This is a genomic window from Thalassobellus sediminis (assembly GCF_044386045.1).
Classification (GTDB): Bacteria; Bacteroidota; Bacteroidia; order Flavobacteriales; family Flavobacteriaceae; genus Thalassobellus; species Thalassobellus sediminis.
In genome coordinates this window covers 394,473-413,584 of the sequence record NZ_JBISCD010000039.1, presented here as the reverse complement: position 1 = coordinate 413,584, position 19,112 = coordinate 394,473, and the positions used below count along the sequence as shown (strand labels likewise).

19 protein-coding genes are annotated in these 19,112 nt (G+C 30.6%); 13 read left to right on the top strand and 6 right to left on the bottom strand.

Annotated elements, in window-relative coordinates; translation table 11 throughout:
• Positions 1-60: 60 nt before the first annotated feature.
• The 3 genes from ACH5TW_RS06590 to ACH5TW_RS06580 form a co-directional block, all read right to left on the bottom strand.
• Positions 61-1,245 (bottom strand): T9SS type A sorting domain-containing protein, encoded by a 1,185-nt coding sequence (locus ACH5TW_RS06590; RefSeq protein WP_439335707.1) that lies wholly within the window; start codon positions 1,243-1,245, stop codon positions 61-63.
• Positions 1,246-1,627: 382 nt separating this feature from the next.
• Complete coding sequence (locus ACH5TW_RS06585) at positions 1,628-2,350, bottom strand: hypothetical protein (protein WP_439335706.1); 723 nt, start codon at positions 2,348-2,350, stop codon at positions 1,628-1,630.
• Between the two features lie 173 nt (positions 2,351-2,523).
• Complete coding sequence (locus ACH5TW_RS06580) at positions 2,524-3,123, bottom strand: acyl carrier protein phosphodiesterase (protein WP_439335705.1); 600 nt, start codon at positions 3,121-3,123, stop codon at positions 2,524-2,526.
• Between the two features lie 77 nt (positions 3,124-3,200).
• On the opposite strand from ACH5TW_RS06580, the gene glmM reads away from it, so the two are divergent.
• Positions 3,201-4,589, top strand: a complete 1,389-nt coding sequence (glmM, locus tag ACH5TW_RS06575; protein WP_439335704.1) for a phosphoglucosamine mutase — start codon at positions 3,201-3,203, stop codon at positions 4,587-4,589.
• 76 nt (positions 4,590-4,665) lie between these two features.
• On the opposite strand, the gene ACH5TW_RS06570 is transcribed toward glmM, so the two are convergent.
• A complete protein-coding gene (locus ACH5TW_RS06570) occupies positions 4,666-5,541 on the bottom strand; it encodes a lysophospholipid acyltransferase family protein (protein ID WP_439335703.1) in 876 nt (291 codons plus the stop codon).
• Between the two features lie 60 nt (positions 5,542-5,601).
• Here ACH5TW_RS06570 and ACH5TW_RS06565 point away from each other — a divergent pair, with 60 nt between their 5' ends.
• From ACH5TW_RS06565 to cmk, 4 genes are all read left to right on the top strand, one after another.
• The gene (locus tag ACH5TW_RS06565; RefSeq protein ID WP_439335702.1) at positions 5,602-6,237 is read left to right on the top strand and encodes a rhomboid family intramembrane serine protease; all 636 of its coding nucleotides are present in this window, start codon (positions 5,602-5,604) and stop codon (positions 6,235-6,237) included.
• 173 nt (positions 6,238-6,410) lie between these two features.
• Positions 6,411-8,861 carry an endopeptidase La gene (lon, locus tag ACH5TW_RS06560; protein WP_439335701.1) on the top strand — a complete coding sequence of 817 codons (2,451 nt, stop codon included), beginning with the start codon at positions 6,411-6,413 and terminating at the stop codon, positions 8,859-8,861.
• 110 nt (positions 8,862-8,971) lie between these two features.
• Positions 8,972-9,991, top strand: a complete 1,020-nt coding sequence (gene porQ, locus ACH5TW_RS06555) for a type IX secretion system protein PorQ (RefSeq protein ID WP_439335700.1) — start codon at positions 8,972-8,974, stop codon at positions 9,989-9,991.
• A gap of 135 nt (positions 9,992-10,126) precedes the next feature.
• The gene (gene cmk, locus ACH5TW_RS06550; RefSeq protein WP_439335699.1) at positions 10,127-10,822 is read left to right on the top strand and encodes a (d)CMP kinase; all 696 of its coding nucleotides are present in this window, start codon (positions 10,127-10,129) and stop codon (positions 10,820-10,822) included.
• 49 nt (positions 10,823-10,871) lie between these two features.
• On the opposite strand, the gene ACH5TW_RS06545 is transcribed toward cmk, so the two are convergent.
• The gene (locus ACH5TW_RS06545) at positions 10,872-11,252 is read right to left on the bottom strand and encodes a LysM peptidoglycan-binding domain-containing protein (RefSeq protein WP_439335698.1); all 381 of its coding nucleotides are present in this window, start codon (positions 11,250-11,252) and stop codon (positions 10,872-10,874) included.
• A gap of 345 nt (positions 11,253-11,597) precedes the next feature.
• Between ACH5TW_RS06545 and rpsA the strand changes: the two genes are divergently transcribed.
• The 7 genes from rpsA to ACH5TW_RS06510 all read left to right on the top strand — a co-directional run bounded on the left by rpsA (position 11,598) and on the right by ACH5TW_RS06510 (position 17,972).
• Complete coding sequence (rpsA, locus tag ACH5TW_RS06540; RefSeq protein ID WP_439335697.1) at positions 11,598-13,427, top strand: 30S ribosomal protein S1; 1,830 nt, start codon at positions 11,598-11,600, stop codon at positions 13,425-13,427.
• 122 nt (positions 13,428-13,549) lie between these two features.
• Positions 13,550-14,467 (top strand): hypothetical protein, encoded by a 918-nt coding sequence (locus ACH5TW_RS06535; RefSeq protein WP_439335696.1) that lies wholly within the window; start codon positions 13,550-13,552, stop codon positions 14,465-14,467.
• A gap of 299 nt (positions 14,468-14,766) precedes the next feature.
• Positions 14,767-15,306 carry a bifunctional pyr operon transcriptional regulator/uracil phosphoribosyltransferase PyrR gene (gene pyrR, locus ACH5TW_RS06530; RefSeq protein WP_439335695.1) on the top strand — a complete coding sequence of 180 codons (540 nt, stop codon included), beginning with the start codon at positions 14,767-14,769 and terminating at the stop codon, positions 15,304-15,306.
• A 10-nt stretch (positions 15,307-15,316) separates the two neighbouring features.
• Positions 15,317-16,246: an aspartate carbamoyltransferase catalytic subunit gene (locus ACH5TW_RS06525; protein WP_439335694.1), complete on the top strand. Its 930-nt coding sequence runs from the start codon at positions 15,317-15,319 to the stop codon at positions 16,244-16,246.
• A 4-nt stretch (positions 16,247-16,250) separates the two neighbouring features.
• Positions 16,251-16,583, top strand: a complete 333-nt coding sequence (locus tag ACH5TW_RS06520) for a ribonuclease Z (protein ID WP_439335693.1) — start codon at positions 16,251-16,253, stop codon at positions 16,581-16,583.
• Positions 16,584-16,585: 2 nt separating this feature from the next.
• Positions 16,586-17,050, top strand: coding sequence for a DUF3291 domain-containing protein (locus tag ACH5TW_RS06515; RefSeq protein ID WP_439335692.1), 465 nt, complete (start codon positions 16,586-16,588; stop codon positions 17,048-17,050).
• A gap of 10 nt (positions 17,051-17,060) precedes the next feature.
• Positions 17,061-17,972, top strand: coding sequence for a ribonuclease Z (locus ACH5TW_RS06510; protein ID WP_439335691.1), 912 nt, complete (start codon positions 17,061-17,063; stop codon positions 17,970-17,972).
• Here ACH5TW_RS06510 and ACH5TW_RS06505 read toward each other — a convergent pair.
• Positions 17,962-18,378 (bottom strand): hypothetical protein, encoded by a 417-nt coding sequence (locus ACH5TW_RS06505; protein WP_439335690.1) that lies wholly within the window; start codon positions 18,376-18,378, stop codon positions 17,962-17,964. The two genes, ACH5TW_RS06510 and ACH5TW_RS06505, sit on opposite strands and share 11 nt — an antisense overlap.
• An 81-nt stretch (positions 18,379-18,459) precedes the next feature.
• Here ACH5TW_RS06505 and pdxH point away from each other — a divergent pair, with 81 nt between their 5' ends.
• On the top strand, positions 18,460-19,107 hold the full coding sequence (pdxH, locus tag ACH5TW_RS06500) for a pyridoxamine 5'-phosphate oxidase (protein WP_439335689.1): 648 nt from the start codon (positions 18,460-18,462) through the stop codon (positions 19,105-19,107).
• Positions 19,108-19,112 lie beyond the last annotated feature (5 nt).

The window sequence follows — 19,112 nt, the reverse complement described above, 5'->3', positions numbered from 1 at the left end:
AAACAAAAAGGGTGTGTATTTTATAATACACACCCTTTAAAAATTATAATTTTTAGATTATTATCTAGTAAGTAATTTTACCGATTTTTGACCTTCTGCATTTTTTACAGTAGCGATCCAAAGACCAGACTTAAATGTGAAATTAGTATCTTCATTTGTTTTGATAGATTTAACTAAAGCACCAGTAATATTATAAATTTTTACTTCGGTTTGGGATTTAACGTTTGAGATATATACTCTATTGTTAACAGCTTTTACATCCGTTGAGACACGAGTGTTTTTTTCTAAACCTAATGTTTTACTGTAAACACCATTAACATAAATTTTAGTTTCAAGACCCGCACCAAGAGAAGCGTCAACTTGACCTAAATATATTCTATAAACTCTTATTTTACCACCTCTATTGGCAAGTCTATAATATCCTGCATCTATTGCTTGAAACTGCATAACTCTAACAGCTTCATCACCTTTATCAGTTCCGTCTATAGGTCCATCAAAATTACCTAGACCCTCACCTTGATCTGCAACTTCTACAACTGCTCCTGTTCCTCCTAAAGTTTCAAAACTAAAATAACCAGTCTTAAAGCCTAAGCTTCCATCACCTTCAATATCTGTATATTGTCCAGATCCTACAACAGTAATCCATTGTCCAGCTTCTAAATTTATACTAAAACCTCTATATCTACTAGTATTGTATCTTTTATCTCCTGGTGTTGTAAATTGTATACAACCAGGAAATAAATCTTTATCCATTCCATCAGGCATAGTTAAAGGATCATCATAGCGAGTAATATCTTTTCTTGTAGTTATAATTCTATCACTATTACTATCTCTAGCAAAAACCAAATCAATGGTACCATCTAAATCTGGTAATGGTGGTTTTGTATATAAACTTTCTCCACTTAATAAAGTTCCTCCTGGAGGTGTAGGTGAAGAACCTTTAGATGTTATTTGAAAATTGCCAGAAGCGTAATTTGCATTAAAAGTAGTATTGTAAATTGCTTCACGGCTTTGTCCGCTTTCATTAACATAACCAGCATTTGGTGTGTAAATATTAGTTCCATCATTATATTCTATTTGGCGATTGTAGTTAGCAAAGGCATTTAAATATTCTAAAGGAAGCATGTTTTCATATCCAGCACCTAGTTCTTTGGCTCCAAAGTCCCAATATTTTATGTCTTGGGCTTGTAATGTTGCTGTAAAAAGCAACATTGGTAATATGATTAAAAGTAGTTTTTGTTTCATTTTTTTTAGTTTTAAGATTAATATTATTAGTTGAAAATTATTCTAAAATTTTAGCTATAAAAAAACTATAACTTATTAGATATAACATGCAATATAATAAGTCAATAAATATTTTGGTGTTACTATTGTACGGCGACCAATTTTATAAATTTACTAAATTTTAATATAATATGATTTTATATATATTAAAATTTATTTATTTAACTCATGAAATCATTAAGAATTTGGAAATACATTAGTGATATCTAGTGTGACCTATTAATATTATTTAGGAGGCATTTATTACAACAGATTAGAAGCAATTGAAAGAGATAGTATTTTTTTAGTTATTGAATTCGCAGATAGTGATTTGTATAATGTTAATTTTTTGATATTGAAAGGATTAATTAGAAGATTTAATATCGGTAATCTCTAAGCCAAAGAAAAGGAATTTATGAAATGTAGGTAATAATACACCATTATCTAAAGTAACCCAATTTGACCAAGAAGCCTCTAAGCCATCAATGGGTAATATAGAAGTCCACATTTTAAAAGCTTTGGGTTTGCCAGTATTATCTAACAACCATAAGTATGAATCTCCTGGTGTTGAGCCGCCAGTTTTGTATGTAACTAACAAGGCTTCTGTATTATTTTCTAAAGTAGCTAGTTTGCGTTCTACACCATCATCAAAAACTTTATAAGGCGCAATTAACCAAAAAGACTCATTATTAAAAAATTTAAGAGCTTTTTCAATAAGCTCTTCTCTTAGTTCACTTTCTATAATAAAACCATGTATATAAACTTTACTTTTTGAGTAGTTGTTTAGATCGAGAATCACTTTGTTTTCTTTCCAATATACTTCACAGATTTTTTTTGTTTTATTCCATTTATAATGACGACGTTTTTTAAAAGTCCATTCTATGTAATCTGTATTTTTGTAAGCTTCATAGTTTAATGCATTTAGCATTTTGTTAGCTAGAGCATCTGCTTGATCACCTTCTAAACCAGTAGGTAAATCTTCATTGTATTTAAAATAAAGAAAACCAAAAAAAAGTAAGCTTGGTAATGTGAAGAAAATAATTACACCTGTTACTATTTTTAATATTTTTTTTGATTTGATGGGCATAGATTTAATTATTAAACTTTTAGATAAATAATTAATATGCCTCTAAATTATTAATTAATAGCTAATTAATATAGTGAAAACGATAAAAACCGATAGATGTTATATGTCCTCGATTATCGGTAAAAGAGTTTGTAGTTAATCTTTGAAAAAGGAATTCTGGCGAAACAAATTTTTTAAAGTAATTCTAAAGAATGCTTTTCTAGCTTTTGTTTAGAAAAAGTAATTAGCTCATCAAAGAATATTGTAAACTCATTTTCAAATTCATTGTAAAATTCTTCTAGCTCTTGAATAGCTTCATTCATACCAGAACGATTCTTAGTTCGCCTGTTCATACCATCTAAAACTCTAGAAATCCCTTCAATAGACGCATAGCTAAATAGCCAATTATCGGTTATCATAAAAGGCATCATTTTTTGAATTCTTAAAGGTAACATATCATAATGTACTTCAAGAGAATCGTAAAAAGTGTTTACATAATCTTCTAAAGGTATATTACAATATTTACTCCAGTTTTTAGCTAAAAAATGATCGTAAAGAATATCAACAATAACACCAGAATAATGTCCGTATTTTTCATGTAAACGCTTCGTGCTTTTTCTAACGGTTTTATGCGCATCAGTATAGGTATCAATGTTTCTGTGCAATAAAATGCCAATTTGAATGTCTTTAGGATATTTTTTGTAATCTTTTCCTTTAATGCCATCGGCTATAAAATTACCGATTGTAATTAAATCACTATCTCCAGAAAGGTATATATGTGCTAAATAATTCATTTGTGAAATTTACGAATAACGAATTAACAAATACAAGTTTGAAATACTATATTTGTTTTTTTAACTAAAAAGTAACTATGACATTAATAAAATCAATTTCAGGAATTAGAGGAACTATTGGCGGACAAGTAGGCGAAAACCTAACGCCAATTGATGCAGTTAAATTTGCATCTGCTTATGGAGTTTGGATTAAGCAGCAACGTGACAAGGGGAACTACAAAGTAGTTGTTGGTAGAGACGCACGTATTTCTGGTAAGATGATGCAGAATTTGGTTATGAATACCTTAATTGGACTAGGAATTGATGTGGTTGATTTAGGTCTTTCTACAACACCAACTGTAGAAGTTGCAGTTCCTATGGAGCATGCCGATGGTGGTATAATATTAACTGCAAGTCATAATCCAAAACAATGGAATGCATTAAAATTATTAAATAAAGATGGTGAGTTTCTTGATGGAGATGAAGGGGCTAAAATTTTAGAAATAGCAGAAAGTGATGCTATGAATTTTGCTAATGTCGATAGTTTAGGAAGTATAACAAAGAATAGAGCATATATAGATTTACATATTATTGAAGTTTTGGATTTAGAACTAGTAACAGTAAAACCAATTGAAGAAGCTCGTTTTAGAGTAGTGGTTGATGGCGTAAATTCTACAGGTGGTATTGCAATTCCATTATTATTAGAACGTTTAGGCGTTGATGTTATTAAATTATATTGTGAACCAACTGGACATTTTCCTCATAACCCAGAACCTTTAAAAGAACATTTAACAGATTTATCTGAAGCTGTAAAAAAACATAAAGCCGATTTTGGAATTGTAGTAGATCCAGATGTAGATCGTTTAGCGTTTATGGATGAAAATGGTGAGATGTTTGGTGAAGAATATACTTTAGTAGCTTGTGCCGATTATGTTTTGAGTAGAAACCCTGGTAATACAGTAAGTAATATGAGTTCTACTAGAGCTTTGCGCGATGTTACAGAAAAACATGGAGGCACTTATGAAGCAAGTGCTGTAGGTGAAGTAAATGTGGTTAAACTCATGAAAAAGAATAAAGTAGTAATTGGTGGTGAAGGTAACGGAGGCATTATTTATCCTGCTTCGCATTATGGACGTGATGCTCTTGTTGGAGTTGCTCTATTTTTAAGTTTATTAGCAGATAAAAGGATGAGTGTTAGCCAACTTAGAAAAACATATCCTAATTATTTTATGAGTAAAAAGAAAATACAATTAACACCTGGTTTAGATGTTGATGGTATTTTAAAAGCAATGGAAGATCGTTACCAAAATGAACAGCTAACAACTATTGATGGGGTTAAAATAGATTTTTCTGAAAGTTGGGTGCATTTACGAAAAAGTAATACAGAGCCAATTATTAGAATATATACAGAAGCAAAATCTCAAGATGAAGCAGATGCTTTAGCTGATAAGTTTATTAAAGAAATTGGAGCTATAGCTAAAATTTAAAACTATTTAGTAAAATAAAAACGACAAAGCAATCTTGTTACAAGATTGCTTTGTCGTTTTAAATAATTATGAATTTTTATTTCTTTCCTTTATGTTTCCAGCGTTTATGTGTCCAGAAGTAATATTCAGGTGCATCATAAATTTGTTTTTCAACTTCACTTAAAAACATATCAGTAAGTTCGTAATCGTTATAGTCGTTAGAGTTTTCAGCAAGCGTCATAATTTCAGCTTCATAGTGTCCACGTTTTGTTTTTGTTACTTTTAAAAACGCTGTCGATAAATCTAATTTTTTAGCTAAACGTTCAGCACCTGTAAAACAAGGAACTTCTATACCCATAAAAGCACTCCAATGCACATCTTTACTAAGCCTAGGAGATTGGTCGCTCAAAAATCCAGTGATACTTTTAATACCATTAGATTCGTTTTTGTTAATAACTGCTATGGTTTCCTTTGTGCTAATTAATGAGGTGTTAAATTTTGATCGAATATCTCTAACTAATTTATCAAAATATTTGTTTGCCAATTGTTTATAGACAGCTAGACCTTTAAAGTTAATGTAGTTTTGAATTACAATAGACCATTCCCAACTAGCATAATGTCCAAAAATGAGAATAATACTTTTGTTTAGACCTTCAAGTCGTTTTAATTCTTCAGGATTTTTAATTTTAAAACGTTTTCTTAATGATGCTTCAGAAATAGTCATGGTTTTGGCCATTTCTAAAAACATATCACATAAATGGTGATAGAATTTTTTTCTAATAATTGTTATTTCTTTTTCTGTTTTTTCTGGAAAAACAAGCTTTAAATTACTTGTTACTACTTTTTTTCTATACCCAATTATGTAATACAGTAATATATAGACACCATCAGATACAAAGTATAATATTTTAAAGGGCAAAATAGAAATTAACCACAAAAGTGGATAAACAAGAATATATGCTAGAAATTGCATGAATTAATTTTAGATTTGTAACAGCAAATATATGCTAATTAGAAATTAAACTTTTAAGTAATGGGGAATTTAGATTTAGTTACAATTATAATTATAGCAGCTAATGTTATTATATCTTATAAAGGCTTTAGTGATTATAGTTTTTTCGATCAATATAAGTTTAATGTTGGAGGTTTAAAGCGTGGAGAAAAAATACGCTTGTTTAGCTCAGGGTTTTTACATGTAGATACTCAGCATTTGTTGTTTAATATGGTGACACTTTATTTTTTTTCTGGAAGAGTCATTTATGAATTAGGAACCATAGGTTTTTTAGCTGTTTATTTAGGAAGTTTGATTTTTGGAAATTTATTATCATTTTATTTTCATAAAAATGAATATCATTATAATGCTGTAGGTGCTAGTGGAGCGGTTACTGGAGTTATCTATTCGGCAATTTTATTTGACCCTTGGATGGAAATAAATATAATTATACCAGGTTTTGTTTTCGGAATAGGCTATTTGCTTTATTCAATTTACGGAATGAAAAAAAGAATAGGTAACATAGGCCATGATGCGCATTTTGGTGGAGCTATTGGCGGCTATATTATTACATTGGTTTTTGCGCCTTGGCTATTTGAAACCAATTTACTTTTTGTGGGAATACTTGCTTTGCCTATTTTATTATTATTTGCTTTACAGAAAGCTGGGAAAATGTAATAATTAAATTTAGTTATTGAATTCTGCATAATGGCATAGCTATTGAATTTATATAAAAGTTGAATCAATTATTTTAAATTTAAAATATTGATTTTCAGTTGTTTAAAATTTTATATAATTTTTAATCTTAAAAGATTAATGTGTTTTGGTGACACATTGACTTAAATATATATATGAAGAAATCTAAATTTACTACCCTTGACAGTTTGTCATTACAGGAATTTGATGAAAACTCAGAGTTAATTCCATTAATGACTCCTGAAGATGAAGAAGAAATAAATAATGAAGAATTGCCAGAAACACTGCCAATTTTATCATTACGTAATACCGTGTTATTTCCTGGTGTTGTAATTCCTATTACTGCTGGCAGAGATAAATCTATTAAGCTTATAAATGATGCTAATAAAGGCGGAAAAGTTATAGGTGTTGTGGCGCAAAAGGATGAATCGGTTGAAAATCCAACGGCTAAAGAAATTCATGAAACAGGAACTGTTGCTAGAATTTTACGTGTTTTAAAAATGCCTGATGGTAACGTAACAGTTATTATACAAGGGAAAAAACGCTTTAAGGTTGCCGAGGTACTTACCGAAGAACCTTATATGAATGCCACCATCAGAGATATACCTGAAGCTAAACCTGCTATTAAAAACAAGGAGTTTACGGCTATTATAGACTCTATTAAAGATTTAGCTTTAGAGATTATTAAAGAAAGTCCAAACATTCCTAGTGAAGCTTCTTTCGCTATAAAAAATATTGAAAGCAATTCGTTTTTAGTAAACTTCGTGTCGTCTAATATGAATTTGTCTGTTAATGAAAAACAGACGCTTTTAGAAATGGATGACCTTAAAAAGCGTGCACTGGCAACGCTTAAGTTTATGAATGTTGAGTTTCAAAAGCTAGAACTTAAAAACGATATCCAATCTAAAGTACAGATGGATATGAGTCAACAACAACGTGAGTATTTCTTGCATCAGCAAATGAAAACCATTCAAGAAGAATTGGGAGGCGTAAGTCATGATGAAGAAATTGAAGATATGAAAGCGCGTGCTGTTGATAAAAAATGGAATGAAGACGTTGCTAAACATTTTGACAAAGAAATAGCCAAAATGCAACGCATGAATCCGCAAGTGGCAGAGTATTCTATTCAACGTAACTATTTAGAGCTGTTTTTAGATTTACCTTGGAATGAGTTTAGCACGGATAAATTCGACTTAAAACATGCTATGAAAGTCTTAAACCGCGATCATTTCGGATTAGAAGATGTTAAGAAAAGAATCATCGAATATTTAGCGGTATTGAAACTTCGTAATGATATGAAATCTCCGATTTTATGTCTTTACGGCCCTCCAGGAGTTGGGAAAACATCTTTAGGAAAATCTATTGCAGAAGCTTTAGGTAGAGAATATGTGCGTATTTCATTAGGTGGTTTACGTGACGAAGCAGAAATAAGAGGACATAGAAAAACCTATATTGGTGCAATGCCAGGTCGTATTATTCAGAGTCTTAAAAAGGCAGGGACATCAAATCCTGTATTTGTTTTAGATGAAATTGATAAATTATCTAATTCTAATCAAGGCGATCCTTCTTCTGCCATGTTAGAGGTTTTAGATCCTGAACAAAATAGCGAGTTTTACGATAACTTTTTAGAAATGGGTTACGACCTTTCTAAAGTTATGTTTATTGCAACTTCAAATAGTTTATCTACTATACAGCCAGCTTTACTAGATCGTATGGAAATTATAAATGTTTCTGGTTATACAATTGAAGAAAAAGTAGAAATTGCAAAGCGTCATTTATTACCAAAGCAGTTGAAAGAACATGGTTTAACCGATAAACACTTAAAAATAGCAAAACCTCAATTAGAGAAAATTGTTGAAGGTTATACTAGAGAATCAGGTGTTCGTGGTTTAGAAAAACAAGTAGCTAAAATGGTACGTTATGCTGCTAAGAATATAGCCATGGAAGAAGATTACGATATAAAAGTATCTAATGATGATGTTATAGAAGTATTAGGCGGACCAAAATTAGAACGCGATAAATATGAAAATAATAATGTTGCAGGCGTTGTTACAGGGTTAGCTTGGACACGTGTTGGTGGCGATATTTTATTTATAGAATCTATTCTTTCTAAGGGTAAAGGAGGATTAACTATTACTGGTAACCTTGGTAAGGTTATGAAAGAATCTGCTACTATTGCCATGGAATATATAAAAGCAAATGCCGATGAATTTGGTATTGATATAGCTGTTTTTGATAAGTATAAAGTACATATTCACGTGCCAGAAGGAGCAACCCCAAAAGATGGACCAAGTGCAGGTGTTACTATGCTAACATCTTTAGTGTCATTATTTACTCAGAAAAAAGTAAAGAAAAGTTTAGCAATGACAGGCGAAATAACACTTCGTGGAAAAGTGCTACCTGTTGGAGGTATTAAAGAAAAGATTTTGGCTGCTAAACGTGCTAGAATTAAAGAAATTTTAATGTGCGAAGAAAACCGTAGAGATATTGAGGAAATTAAACCTGAATATTTAAAAGGCTTAACGTTTCATTATGTGACAGATATGAGTGATGTTATAAAATTAGCGCTTACTAATCAAAAAGTTAAAAACGCTAAGAAATTATAAAATTTAAAAACCGAAAAGCCTCGATTTTATTTTCGAGGTTTTTTTATGTTTTAAAATAAAAAAAACTTGCTAACGTTTAAAGATAGATTTGCTTACTTTGTATCGTAAATATGTTAAAGAAAATTATCACTTTTATTTGTTTCTCTTGGTGTGTGACTGCTATATCACAAGTTGGAGGAGAGGCTACCTATCAATTTCTTAATTTGGTGTCGTCACCTCGTCAAGCTGCATTAGGTGGGAAAGTAATAACTAATGTAGATTACGATGTAACTCAAGCACTTTTTAATCCTGCTACTATAAATGTAGATATGGATAACCAGTTAGCTATAAATTATTCAAATTATTTGGGGGGAATTAGTTATGGTACAGCAGCATATGCATACACAGTAGATAGACGTACTCAAACATTTCACGCAGGAATTACTTATGTAAACTATGGATCGTTTGATGGTTATGACGAAAATGGTAATTCTACAGGCACTTTTACTGGTAATGAAGCAGCTTTATCGTTTGGATATGCACTTCAGATAGGGTATTCCGATTTTTATTTTGGAGCCAATGCAAAATTAATTACTTCTAGATTAGAACAATACAATTCATTAGGTGCTGCTGTAGATTTAGGATTATTATATATAGATGAAGATTTAGATTTTCATGCGGCTTTGTCAATTAGGAATTTAGGAACCCAAATAACAACGTATGCAGATTTGAATGAGCGTTTGCCTTTTGAGGTTTCTTTTGGTATGTCTCAGCGTTTAGAAAATGTACCTATTCGTTGGCATGTAACGTTCGAAAATCTTCAGAATTGGCCAATTGCTAGACCTAACCCTGCACGTGTTACTAGTGATTTAGGAGGTAATAGTACATCAGAAAAAATAGGTTTTTTAGGTCAAGTTATTAGGCATACTATTTTAGGAGCCGAATTGTTTCCAGAAGGCGGATTTAATATAAGATTAGGATACAATTTTAGAAGAGGAGAAGAGTTACGAATCATAGATCAGCGTAATTTTTCAGGTATATCTGCCGGATTTTCAATTAAAATGAATAAAATGCGATTTAGTTATACACATGCTAAATACACAAGTGCAGCCAATTCAAACTTTTTTGGTTTACAAATAGATTTACAGTAAAGAATAGTTTTCAGTAAACAGTAGCAGTATTCAGTTTTACTCAATGTTTTTTATTTAATAATAATTAAAGTGATTAGTATTTTTCATTTTAGTGCAGTTTAAGTACTTTAGGCTCTTTAAATTTTTAAGATTATAATGAATAAAATTACCATTGCCATAGACGGTTTTTCATCAACAGGAAAAAGTACAGTTGCCAAACAGTTAGCTAAACATTTAGGCTATGTATATGTTGATACAGGAGCTATGTATAGAGCGGTAACATTTTATACCATGCAAAACGGACTTATAAGTAAGGACGATTTTAATGTAGAAGCGCTTATTTATCAATTACCAAAAATAAATATAAGTTTCGCCTTTAATGAAACTTTAGGTTTTGCCGAAGTGTATTTAAATAATGTAAATATTGAAAAGGAAATTAGAACACTTGAGGTTTCTAGTTTTGTTAGTAAAGTGGCAGCTATTTCCGAAGTTAGACAGCAATTAGTAAAACAACAACAAAAATTAGGAGACAATAAAGGTGTTGTTATGGATGGGCGCGATATTGGAACCGTTGTCTTTCCTATGGCAGAACTTAAATTATTTATGACAGCTTCTGCTGAAAAAAGAGCTATTAGACGTTATGAAGAATTAATAGAAAGAGGAGATGATGTCGCTTATGACGATGTTCTTAAAAATGTGGAAGAGCGTGATTATTTAGATTCTAACAGAAAAGATTCGCCTTTAACAAAAGCAAAGGATGCTATTGAAATTGATAATTCTAACCTAACTTTAGAGGAGCAGTTTAATAAAATACTACAATTAGCTAAAATGACTATTGAGGATAATGAATAAAAAAAAGCGGCAATTAATTGCCGCTTTTTTTTATAATAAATCTATTAAATTATAGATTAGGAATTTTTAATTCTTGTCCTGGGTGAATAACATCAGGGTTGCTTAAAATATCTGTATTCGCTTTAAAAATAGCGTTATATTTAGAAGCACTATCGTAATATTTTTTAGCGATTCCTCCAAGAGTTTCTCCGCTTACAACAGTATGAACTGCATAAACACTTGTGTCTTCAACAGTAATGTTAGCTAAAATATCTTTAGGTTCAGCACCACCAATTTCTTTAATTTTATCCCAAATTAGGTTTTTTTCGTATTGTGTACTTGCCATTCCTTTTACTTTAAGAACACCATTTTCTTCTGTTACGTTACCATCTTTAATGTTTAATGCTTCTCCTAAATCTAGTACTGCTTGGTATTTTGCTTTCATTGTCATAATTTAATAATTTTTAATGTTATTTGCGCTCGTTAATATAGTAAATTTCTTATTCAATACTATATTAATAAACAGTTAAGGTTTCTTCTTGTAAGTTAAGACACTTAGGTTTTTAAAAAGTCACATAAATTTTTATTTATTCATTTTTAGGTAATTATCTCAATAATATGTATTTTTGCACTCCTTTTAGCGGATCGTCGGAAAGATAAAAGGAATGAAACTAAAAATAAATAACACTTCTGTGTGTTAAACGCTTAAATCTTCCGAAACATACAGAATACAAAAAGGTAATTACATAGATTTTCGAAAAGACGGATTTTTATAATAATTACAAGATTATTTTAAATGGCTGAAAAAGCAAAACAAGCTGAAGTTGAAGCAACTGAAGCAACAACTGTTGAAGCTCCAGTAGTATCTGAAGCACAAGCAAACCCTGAAAAATTCTTAGCAGATTTTAACTGGCACAATTACCAAGAAGGTATTGATGAAGTTGATGATCAACAACTTAAAGAATTTGAAAAATTAGTAGCAGAAAATTTCGTTGACACTTTAAATGATGAAGTTGTTGAAGGTACAGTAGTTCACATTTCTGATAGAGATGCTATTATTGATATCAACGCTAAATCTGAAGGTGTTATTTCTTTAAACGAATTTCGTTACAATCCAGACTTAAAAGTTGGAGACAAAGTAGAAGTATTAATTGATGTTCGTGAAGATGCAACAGGACAATTAGTATTATCTCACAGAAAAGCAAGAGTAATTAAAGCATGGGATCGTGTAAACAATGCGCATGATACTGGCGAAATCGTTAATGGTTTTGTAAAATGCAGAACTAAAGGTGGTATGATTGTAGATGTTTTTGGAATTGAAGCGTTCTTACCAGGTTCTCAAATTGATGTGAAGCCAATTAGAGATTACGATCAGTATGTTAATAAAACTATGGAATTCAAAGTTGTAAAAATCAACCACGAATTTAAAAACGTAGTAGTATCTCATAAAGCTTTAATTGAAGCAGATATTGAAGTACAGAAAAAGGAAATCATCGGTCAATTAGAAAAAGGTCAAGTACTAGAAGGTGTTGTTAAAAACATAACTTCTTACGGTGTATTTATCGATCTTGGTGGTGTTGACGGATTAGTTCATATTACAGATTTATCTTGGTCTAGAATCAATCATCCAAATGAAATTGTTGAGTTAGATCAAAAATTAAATGTTGTTATTCTTGATTTTGATGAAAACAAATCTAGAATCCAATTAGGTCTTAAACAATTATCTAAACACCCATGGGAAGCTCTTGCAGAAGAGGTGAAAGTTGGTGATAAAGTAAAAGGTAAAGTAGTTGTAATCGCAGATTACGGTGCATTTATTGAAGTTGCTGATGGTGTTGAAGGATTAATTCACGTTTCTGAAATGTCTTGGTCTACACACTTACGTTCTGCTCAAGATTTTGTTTCTGTTGGAGATGAAGTTGAAGCACAAATCTTAACTTTAGATAGAGAAGATCGTAAAATGTCTCTTGGTATTAAACAATTAAGTACAGATCCTTGGACAGATATTACAGGTAAATACCCATTAGCTTCTAAGCATACAGGTATTGTGCGTAACTTTACAAACTTTGGTGTTTTTGTTGAATTAGAAGAAGGTATTGATGGATTGATTTACATCTCTGATTTATCTTGGACTAAGAAAATCAAACATCCATCTGAGTTCTGTGCAGTTGGTGATAAATTGGATGTTGTTGTATTAGAGTTAGATGTTGAAGGACGTAAATTATCTTTAGGTCATAAACAAACAACTGTTAATCCTTGGGATAAATATGAAACTGAGTTTGCTTTAGAAACAGTTCATACTGCTGAGATTTCTGAAATCGTAGACAAAGGTGCTACTGTAGAGTTTAACGAAGATATCGTTGCTTTTGTACCTTCTCGTCACCTTGAAAAGGAAGATGGTAAGAAACTTAAAAAAGGAGATAGTGCTGAGTTTAAAATCATTGAATTTAACAAAGAATTTAAACGTGTTGTAGCATCTCATACTGCCATATTCAAAGCAGAAGAGATTAAAAACGTTAAAGCAGCAGCTAAGAAAGCAGCAAGTGCAGCGGCTGAAGCAAAACCAACTCTTGGGGATGCTAATGATGCTTTACAAGCTCTTAAAGATAAAATGGACGGGAAATAATATTTCTTAATCATTTATAAAATTAAAGCCTTCAAGAAATTGAAGGCTTTTTTTATGGGTAAAAAAAATTGAAAGATATTTCTTGTTATATTTGATTTGAATAAAAAAATAGTAAACTTAAAATGAAAAAAATCTATTTAACACTTATTACATTGTTATTTATTATTTCTGCTAATGCTCAATTTGGTGTTCAAAAAAGTAAAATTGATGAAATAAAGAGCTTAAAAGAGAAACCATTAAAGGTGGTTTTTGCTTATGAAAAAGGAGAATTAGCAAAAAAAGGTTTTAATGAATATTTAAAAAAGGTTATTAATGAAATTTGGACATTTTCTCCTTCTGTTGAGTTTATTTCACCTGAAATTTATAAAACATTATTAAAAGACAAAAAGAGTAGTGATTCATATGCTTATTTGGAATTTATAAAATATAATTGGAGAATGGCTCCAGGTAATAGTTTTATTATTAGTGTCCAAAACGATTTTGTTGTGCCTCATTACGTTACAATTTATAATGATGAAGATACAAATTATTCGTATGGAGATATATATTTTTGTTTAAAACGATTACATAGTGATTTAGTTTCGGCCGTTAGTGAAGATCGTAAAGAATTGAAAAAATATCGAAGAGGTTTAATTACTTCCCTCTATAAAAAAGATATCGAAAATAAGACTCTTTTAATTGATGAGAATCAAATAATAGAGGAATTTAAAAAAGAAATCATCAAATACTATCCTTATGATTATCAATTAGTAACTAAAGATTTTATTGATAAGGTAATAACTGAAGAACAAGCTAACTATGTTGTCATAAAAAAAATTATGCAAGTAACTAGACCAATTACAAAGACTTCTCCAGGTACTAGTGTTAGTGTGGCTGATAGGCATAATAGCCAAATATCCTCAACATCTTCACATGTGACATATTTTAATAGCCTATATGACACAGAAAAGGGGAAAGTTATTTATTTAGGATATCCTCGTTATAACGATAAGAAGTTAGAAGAAACCGATTTTAAGCGATTAAAGAATGCAATAAAGTAAATTCAAATAAATTTAATGATTACGATTAAAAGATTTTAAACCTCGTATTTCATGAAGCATTTTTATTTTTAATTTTTTTGATGTATTAAAGATTTTTCCACTAAAGTTTGTATAGATTACTACCGCTGCGAACCATGCGCTAGGGATAGCAGAGGAAAGCCCACAGCGAGGTACGAGCGAGGACTTGTAGCGTATAGCCCGACCCGATAGGGTAGCGCCATAATAAAGATTAAGTTTTGGGTTTTAACTTCTAATTTTTTGCATTACCTTTGTACTCCAAACACGTTTGGATATTAAATATGAGTCAAAAAGTTTTACTTAACGCAAAAGAGGTAAACATCATTCTTCATCGATTGGCTTGTCAGCTTATTGAAAAACATAACGATTTCTCTAACACCGTTTTAATTGGTTTACAACCACGTGGTGTGTTTTTAGCAGATCGTTTAGCTAAAATTTTAAAAGAAGATTATAAGGTTAAAAACGTACAACTAGGGCATTTAGATATTACGTTTTATAGAGATGATTTTAGACGTAGTGAAAAACCTTTAGAAGCTAATAGCACAAAAATTAATTTTTTAGTTGAAGATAAAAACATTGTTTTTATTGATGATGTTTTATACACAGGGCGAAGTATTAGAGCAGCTTTAACTGCGATACAGTCTTTTGGTAGACCCAATGAAATTGAACTGTTAACGCTTATTGATAGACGCTTTAGTAGGCATTTACCTATTCAGCCAAATTATAGAGGGCGACAAGTAGATGTTATAAATAATGAAAAAGTAAAAGTAAACTGGAAAGAGCATGACAATGAAGATTCGGTTTATTTAATTGAAAAATAAATAGTTAATCATGAGCGAGTTAAGTGTAAATCACTTATTAGGAATCAAATATCTAAATAAAAAAGATATTGAACTTATTTTTGAAACTGCCGATCATTTTAAAGAAGTGATTAATAGACCCATTAAAAAAGTACCTTCGCTTAGAGATATTACTATTGCTAATCTTTTTTTTGAAAACTCAACCAGAACAAAATTATCTTTTGAATTAGCTGAAAAACGATTGTCGGCAGATGTTATTAATTTTTCATCGGCACAATCATCAGTTAAAAAAGGGGAAACTTTAATAGATACTGTAAACAACATTTTATCTATGAAAGTAGATATGGTGGTTATGAGGCATCCAAATCCTGGAGCTGGCGTCTTTTTATCAAAGCATGTTAATGCTAGTATTATTAATGCAGGTGATGGTGCTCATGAGCATCCAACACAAGCTTTATTAGATTCATATTCTATTAGAGAAAAACTTGGCGAAGTTGGCGGAAAAAAAGTAGTAATTGTTGGAGATATTTTACACAGTAGAGTAGCACTTTCAAATATATTTGCACTACAACTTCAAGGTGCAGAAGTAATGGTTTGCGGACCAAAAACACTAATTCCTAAGCACATTAGTAAGCTTGGAGTAAAAGTTGAAACAAGCTTAATTAAGGCGTTGAATTGGTGTGATGTAGCAAACATGCTTCGTGTTCAAAACGAGCGCATGGATATTAGCTATTTCCCATCTACAAGAGAGTACACACAACAGTTTGGAGTTAATAAAGAATTGTTAGATTCTTTAGATAAAGAAATTACAATTATGCACCCTGGCCCAATAAATAGAGGTGTAGAAATTACTAGTGATGTTGCAGATTCTAAACAGGCCATCATCTTAGATCAAGTTCAAAATGGCGTTGCTATAAGAATGGCAGCTATTTATTTATTAGCGTCTAAAATAAAACAGTAAATCTATGATTATTGATAAAAACGGTAATACTTCAATTATTACCCAAGAAAAAGCTACAGTTATAGAGTTAGTTAAAAAATTACAAACATTATATCCTAAATTTAAGAACGATAATATTATTGTTATGTTAGCGTCTTTAAGTAAGTTAAACAATAAGGATATTGCTGAATTTCTTCAAATATCTAATATACACAGAGAAGAAAATCACTCTTTTGTTATTGTTTCAGACAATGTAGATTTAGATACAATTCCAGATGATATTATACTTGTACCTACGTTACAAGAAGCTTATGATATTATTGAAATGGAAGACATAGAGCGTGATTTAGGGCTTTAATTATGAGTAAGTTTCATCTTGCCCAAGTAAATATTGCTAAAATGTTGGCTCCAATGGATGATCCAATTATGCAAGATTTTGTAAATAATGTTGATAAAATGAATGCCATTGCAGATGATGCGGATGGTTTTGTTTGGAGATTGAAAGATGAAGATAAAGAAGAAGCTATTCGTGTTTTTCAAGATGATTCTATAATAATAAACATGTCTGTTTGGGAAAATTTAGAATCCCTTTTTAATTACACCTACAATTCTGGTCATATTGAAGTTTTTAAACGAAAAAAGGAATGGTTTAGTAAAATGAAAATGATGCATATGGCATTTTGGTATATACCAGAAGGCTATGAACCAACATTTGAAGATGCAAAAACTAGATTAGATTATATTAATACACACGGAGATACACCTTTTGCTTTTTCATTTAAAAGTAAATTTTCTGTAAACGATGCACTAAATTACAAACAATAAACATCTACAGATGAAACTTTCCATATTAGGTTGTTATAGTGCGACTCCAAGAACTTTAAATAATACAACGTCTCAGGTTTTAGAGATTAACAATCATATGTTTTTAATTGATTGTGGCGAAGGTACACAAGTACAATTACGAAAACATAAAATTAAGTTTAATCGTATTAAGCATATATTTATATCGCATTTACATGGCGATCATTTTTTTGGACTTGTAGGTTTAATTTCAACATTTAGATTACTTACAAGAGAAACCGATTTACATATTTACGGACCAAAAGGCATTAAAGAAATTGTTGTGTTACAAATGAAATTAGCCGATTCTTGGACTAATTATAAGCTTTATTTTCACGAATTAACTTCCGAAAAATCGGAATTAATTTTTGAAGATGATAAAGTAGAAGTACATACCATTCCATTAAAACACAGAGTTTATACCAATGGTTTTTTGTTTAAAGAGAAAGCAGGGGAACGTAAATTAAATGTTTATGCTGCCGAATCTGCTAATATTAATAAAGCTTATTACAGAAAGCTAAAACAAGGTTTTGATGTAGAAAATGAAGCTGGAGAGTTGGTAAAAAATGAACTCGTAACAAAACCTGGTAATCCTCCAAAGAGTTATGCGTTTTGTAGCGATACTTGTTATAAAGAAGATATTGTTCCTATTATAAAAAATGTAAGTGTTATTTATCACGAATCTACTTTTTTAGATAAGCATGCACACTTAGCGTCTAAAACAAAACATTCTACTGCTAAAGAAGCTGCTAGTATAGCTAAATTATCAAACGCAGGCACATTGTTATTAGGACATTATTCTACCCGTTATGATAGCTTAAAACCTTTTAAAGAAGAAGCACAAGCGGTTTTTAGTAATGTTGAATTATGCGAAGACGGAAAAGTTTTTGACTTTAGTAATTAAACTCTCTTAAGCTTAAAGACCATTCTATAGCTTCTTTTAAATTGAGGCAACGTTTAATACTTTTTTCAGAAAAAACTTTTTCAAGTGATGCGTTATAGAAAGTAAAGCTTGTATATGCGACAATTGAACTAGCAATTATAATTTTATATTTATCTAATGTTTGTTTCCATGTATGTGGATCTATAGAATATGAATTAATTCGATTTGAAATGTAGGCTAAACTTGTATCATGGTTATAGTGCTTAATTAAATCGTCCATAACAAGCTGGATTTTTTCCCAATTAAAATGTACACCGTCATTTAATTCTGAAATAAAAAACTTTTCACATAAATAAAAGTTACCAAAAGGGTACTCTAATTTTTTAAACTTAAACTCTTTAGAATATTTACTGTTTTCAAAGTGCATACTATTAATTAATTCTTAAATTTATATGTTTTTATTTAACAACAAAAAAAATTAACATATAAAAATAATTCTTTATTTATAATGAATACAGACTTAGGAGATTACAGGAAATCATACGAAAAAGGAGCATTGCTTTTAAGTGAAGTACCAGAAAACCCTATGGAATTATTTCAAAAATGGTTTTATGAAGTTGATTCATTTTTTGCTGAAGATGAAACCAATGCTATGACAGTTTCAACAATAGGATTAGATGGTTATCCTAAGAATAGAGTAGTGTTATTAAAAAAATATACTTATGAAGGTTTTATTTTTTACACTAATTATAAAAGTGAAAAAGGTAGGGCAATTGAAGCTAATCCAAATGTTTGCTTGTCATTTTTTTGGCATGGAGCCGAACGTCAAATTATTATAAAAGGAAAAGCTGAAAAGATTGCAGAGAATTTAAGTGATGGTTATTTTGAATCTCGCCCCAGAGGAAGTCAATTAGGTGCTTTAGTTTCAAATCAAAGTGAGGTAATAAAGGATAGAAAATTTCTTGAAAACAAACTCTTACAAATAGGAAAACAATATGAAGGTAAAGAAATTTTACGACCTGATACATGGGGTGGCTATATTGTAAAACCTAATGAAATTGAATTTTGGCAAGGGCGTCCTAATAGGTTACATGATAGAGTTAGATATCAACTTTTAGAAGATTACAGATGGTCCATTAATCGATTATCTCCTTAAAAAGT

Excerpts from the sequence above, each read along its gene's own strand:
- ACH5TW_RS06590 (WP_439335707.1), bottom strand. The coding sequence starts at position 1,245 with ATGAAACAAAAACTACTTTTAATCATATTACCAATGTTGCTTTTTACA.
- ACH5TW_RS06585 (WP_439335706.1), bottom strand. The coding sequence starts at position 2,350 with ATGCCCATCAAATCAAAAAAAATATTAAAAATAGTAACAGGTGTAATT.
- ACH5TW_RS06580 (WP_439335705.1), bottom strand. The coding sequence starts at position 3,123 with ATGAATTATTTAGCACATATATACCTTTCTGGAGATAGTGATTTAATT.
- glmM (WP_439335704.1), top strand. The coding sequence starts at position 3,201 with ATGACATTAATAAAATCAATTTCAGGAATTAGAGGAACTATTGGCGGA.
- ACH5TW_RS06570 (WP_439335703.1), bottom strand. The coding sequence starts at position 5,541 with ATGCAATTTCTAGCATATATTCTTGTTTATCCACTTTTGTGGTTAATT.
- ACH5TW_RS06565 (WP_439335702.1), top strand. The coding sequence starts at position 5,602 with ATGGGGAATTTAGATTTAGTTACAATTATAATTATAGCAGCTAATGTT.
- lon (WP_439335701.1), top strand. The coding sequence starts at position 6,411 with ATGAAGAAATCTAAATTTACTACCCTTGACAGTTTGTCATTACAGGAA.
- porQ (WP_439335700.1), top strand. The coding sequence starts at position 8,972 with ATGTTAAAGAAAATTATCACTTTTATTTGTTTCTCTTGGTGTGTGACT.
- cmk (WP_439335699.1), top strand. The coding sequence starts at position 10,127 with ATGAATAAAATTACCATTGCCATAGACGGTTTTTCATCAACAGGAAAA.
- ACH5TW_RS06545 (WP_439335698.1), bottom strand. The coding sequence starts at position 11,252 with ATGACAATGAAAGCAAAATACCAAGCAGTACTAGATTTAGGAGAAGCA.
- rpsA (WP_439335697.1), top strand. The coding sequence starts at position 11,598 with ATGGCTGAAAAAGCAAAACAAGCTGAAGTTGAAGCAACTGAAGCAACA.
- ACH5TW_RS06535 (WP_439335696.1), top strand. The coding sequence starts at position 13,550 with ATGAAAAAAATCTATTTAACACTTATTACATTGTTATTTATTATTTCT.
- pyrR (WP_439335695.1), top strand. The coding sequence starts at position 14,767 with ATGAGTCAAAAAGTTTTACTTAACGCAAAAGAGGTAAACATCATTCTT.
- ACH5TW_RS06525 (WP_439335694.1), top strand. The coding sequence starts at position 15,317 with ATGAGCGAGTTAAGTGTAAATCACTTATTAGGAATCAAATATCTAAAT.
- ACH5TW_RS06520 (WP_439335693.1), top strand. The coding sequence starts at position 16,251 with ATGATTATTGATAAAAACGGTAATACTTCAATTATTACCCAAGAAAAA.
- ACH5TW_RS06515 (WP_439335692.1), top strand. The coding sequence starts at position 16,586 with ATGAGTAAGTTTCATCTTGCCCAAGTAAATATTGCTAAAATGTTGGCT.
- ACH5TW_RS06510 (WP_439335691.1), top strand. The coding sequence starts at position 17,061 with ATGAAACTTTCCATATTAGGTTGTTATAGTGCGACTCCAAGAACTTTA.
- ACH5TW_RS06505 (WP_439335690.1), bottom strand. The coding sequence starts at position 18,378 with ATGCACTTTGAAAACAGTAAATATTCTAAAGAGTTTAAGTTTAAAAAA.
- pdxH (WP_439335689.1), top strand. The coding sequence starts at position 18,460 with ATGAATACAGACTTAGGAGATTACAGGAAATCATACGAAAAAGGAGCA.